The sequence below is a fragment of the Mesorhizobium sp. WSM4887 genome, from assembly GCF_029625865.1.
Taxonomy (GTDB): domain Bacteria; phylum Pseudomonadota; class Alphaproteobacteria; order Rhizobiales; family Rhizobiaceae; genus Mesorhizobium.
Genome location: NZ_JARTVP010000049.1, coordinates 1 through 276, shown reverse-complemented (window position 1 = coordinate 276; position 276 = coordinate 1). Strand labels below are relative to the sequence as shown.

The following is a 276-nucleotide window of genomic DNA, read 5'->3' as shown; positions in this document are numbered from 1 at the left end:
GATAACCCCAGCCACTCGAGTGTCTGATAAATCTGATCCTCCGAACCCGCCACCAGACGAGTGCGATCAGTGTCCTCGATGCGCAGCACGAACTGGCCACCGGTGCGTTGTGCCCATGCCTTGTCGAACAAGGCCATATAGGCCGTACCGACGTGAGGATCACCAGTGGGCGAGGGGGCAACGCGCGTGCGCGCGGGATGCAAATCAGTCATGATGACACGAAGTCTATCGGGATCCGCTGACAGACTCCGGTAAAGTTCCCGCCATGGCAGAACC

Annotated in this window: 1 protein-coding gene; it reads right to left on the bottom strand. The window is 59.4% G+C overall.

The genetic code is table 11. From position 1 onward, the window contains the following. Positions 1–212 (bottom strand): glutamate--tRNA ligase family protein (locus P9230_RS32275; RefSeq protein WP_278121756.1); only part of this gene is annotated, 212 nt, incomplete at its 3' end. Positions 213–276: the final 64 nt, after the last annotated feature.